3 protein-coding genes are annotated in these 2,799 nt (G+C 47.7%); all 3 read left to right on the top strand.

Features of this window, described 5'->3' with window-relative positions:
• Nucleotides 1-552: RNA polymerase sigma-70 factor (locus ACOJTG_RS20045; RefSeq protein WP_420155446.1), on the top strand; the 552-nt coding region annotated here is incomplete at its 5' end.
• Between the two features lie 183 nt (nt 553-735).
• Nucleotides 736-1,689 (top strand): FecR family protein, encoded by a 954-nt coding sequence (locus tag ACOJTG_RS20040; protein WP_420155445.1) that lies wholly within the window; start codon nt 736-738, stop codon nt 1,687-1,689.
• Nucleotides 1,690-1,886: 197 nt separating this feature from the next.
• The coding region (locus ACOJTG_RS20035) for a carboxypeptidase-like regulatory domain-containing protein (protein WP_420155444.1) at nt 1,887-2,799 on the top strand (913 nt) is incomplete at its 3' end.

Raw genomic sequence — 2,799 nt, 5'->3', positions numbered from 1 at the left:
CTTCAAAACGGAGATGAAAGTGCGTTCTCATCCCTGTATGATCGGTATTGGAGTAAACTGTACGCCTACGTATATAACCGCATTCGCTCGCAGGAGGATACGGAAGAGTTAGTACAGGAAGTCTTTATTGTCTTGTGGGAAAACCGGCAATCCATCACCATTACTGATTCGCTATCGCTGTATCTGTTTAGTATTCTCAAGCGGCAGCTCGTTTCCTATTTCCGTTCTGAGAAAGTCAAATCGGTCTTTGCCGAGCATTTCGCCCACTTTGTTCAGGGACAAATGGATAATTCCACGGACGAACGCTGGGCCGTTGATGATTTGCAGCAACGCATTGAGGCCGCTATCGCCGAGCTTCCCAACAAATGCCAGGAAGTCTTCTGGCTGAGCCGCAAGCAGCAACTCAGTAGCCTGGAAATTGCCAGCCAGCTCCAAATCTCCCAACGAACCGTAGAAAACTACCTATCCCGAGCGGTTGCTCACCTGAAGCTTCAGTTAGGTGATGTACTGGTTTTCTGGGCATTCACTTACCTTTTTTCGGCATCTCTGTAAAGCTTCTTCTTCTCTTCTTAGAGACCTCCATTTGCCCCTTGGTAATTTTTTTCAAAAAAATTTCATTTGGACTGTGCGTAAAAGGTCCCCCAAGCGATATTACAGTAAACAGGCATTGTAAAATATGCTTTCGACAATACCTCACAAAACCATAGAATCTATTGTATCCAACCTTTGACTTTTATGAACGAGTCCAGATTCGATGAATTGTTAACCAAATATCAGCTCGGACAATGTAACCCGGAAGAATACGCCCTTGTCGAACGATGGTTAGAATCGTTGTCGGATCATTCGTTTGATCAGATTCCGCCCGCTCAGCAGGAAGCGATTAAAACCCGGATGCAGCGTTCCCTGAATAACCGAATTCAACCGCAGAAACCCGTTCGACGGCTATTGCGATCCCGGTTTCAGATTGCCGCCTCGATTGTACTCCTGCTGGCCGTGGGTCTTGGGTTCTGGCAATGGAATCGGTCTCGCGTTGTACCACAAATCGCGTACGCAGACCTGCATCAGATCAAAAAAGTCATTCTACCCGATGGAAGTTTGGTTTGGTTGAAAGATTCCAGTCGCCTCGAATATCCCTCCCGATTTACCGGAGCCGTTCGGGAGGTTCGACTACACGGAGAGGCTTTATTTGAAGTAGCTAAAAATCCGGAATTCCCCTTTATTATTCATGCGGGACAAATGACCACAAAAGTTTTAGGTACCAGTTTCAATATCAAAAGCCGGAATAAGCAGGCCGAAGTCGTTGTTTTTACGGGAAAAGTAACCGTCAGTACGGCGGCCCAGACGATAACGCTAGCACCTAGTCAAAAGGCCGTTTACGCTCCGCAAACGCAGAAAATTGAATCGACGCATATTGCCGCATTCGCTCCCGTAAAACAGGAATATAGTCAGGGAACGGAGTACAATATGGATTTTAATGACAGTTCGCTGGCCGAAGTGCTGGCACGCATAGAAAAGAAGTTTGATGTGCAGATCAGCTATGATGTGGCTCGTCTGAAAAACTGCCTGTTTACGGCCGAACTGACCGATCAATCCCTGGAGAATACGTTAGGTGTGTTAACCCAGACATTTGGGGGTACCTACGCGATTACCGATTCGAAGGTAGAGCTCAAGGGCTTATCCTGTAATTAACTCCCCTTTGTTTTCACTTTCAATACCTTAGCTAACTACTGCATGAATTAATCTTCTCCCCGTTTTTTCATTAAAAAAGGGTCAAGAGTGCACCACCACCCTTGACCCGATAGGCCCCGGCACTTGTCAAGCTTCCGCTTTTTGAGCGGATCAGGGTCCCCTTTGTCTTATTCGAACAATAAAACCTGACCAAATTAATGCTAAAAAAGTCTACTCCCCAAGTCTTTATCTATCAAATTATGCGGTTTACGGTCTATCAGTGCGTCTTTGTACTCTTACTGGCCAGTATGGCTTTCGCTCATGATAACTACGCTCAGGGGGTTTTGAAGCGATCGGTAACGATTTCGGCTCAGAACCTTACGTTAAAGCAACTGCTGCAACAACTGCAAACCCAGGCGAACGTTCGATTCGTCTACAGTAGTAGTCAGGTTCAACTCGACCAGAAGGTTACTTTATCCAGCGTACAGGAACCTCTGAATCAGGTATTAGCCAAAGCCCTCTACCCGCTTGGTCTGAGCTTTACCAACCAACCGAATTCCAATCTCATTATCATCAAACCGGCGGTTCATACGGCGGCTGAGACAGCCCCAACGGTGGAACGGCAAATTTCCGGACAGGTACTGAGTGCCGACAACGAGCAGCCGATGATTGGCGTAAGTGTTCGGGTGAAAGGCACTACTCAGGGTACCGTTACGAATGACCGGGGCGAATTCCGCATCACGACTCCGGATATGGGTGTCACGCTGATTTTCAGCTATGTCGGCTATGAAACCCGTGAAGTAGGTCTGGGAACGCAGTCGTACCTGAAAGTCGACCTGAAACCAAAAGACGCTTCCCTCAACGATGTAGTCGTCATTGGTTATGGCACCACGACACAACGTTTTAATACCGGAGCCGTCAGCTCGATTACGGCGAAAGACATTGCCGTACAGCCCGTTTCGAATCCTTTGGTCGCGTTACAGGGCCGGATTTCGGGGATGCAGATTACGCAGAACAATGGTTTACCGGGTAGTGCCGTTCGTATTCAGATTCGCGGCCAGGGTTCCTTAGGGGCCGGAACGATTCCTTTGTACGTCGTGGATGGCGTTCCCTTTACCCTTTTCAATGGAT

Origin of the sequence: Siphonobacter sp., assembly GCF_048595215.1 — a bacterium.
Lineage (GTDB): Bacteria > Bacteroidota > Bacteroidia > Cytophagales > Spirosomataceae > Siphonobacter.
The sequence above is the reverse complement of the archived record's forward strand: the minus strand, read 5'-3'. Positions and strand labels throughout refer to the sequence as shown.

What these genes read in the sequence shown, in the direction of transcription:
- ACOJTG_RS20040 (WP_420155445.1), top strand. Translation starts at nt 736, where the DNA reads ATGAACGAGTCCAGATTCGATGAATTGTTAACCAAATATCAGCTCGGA.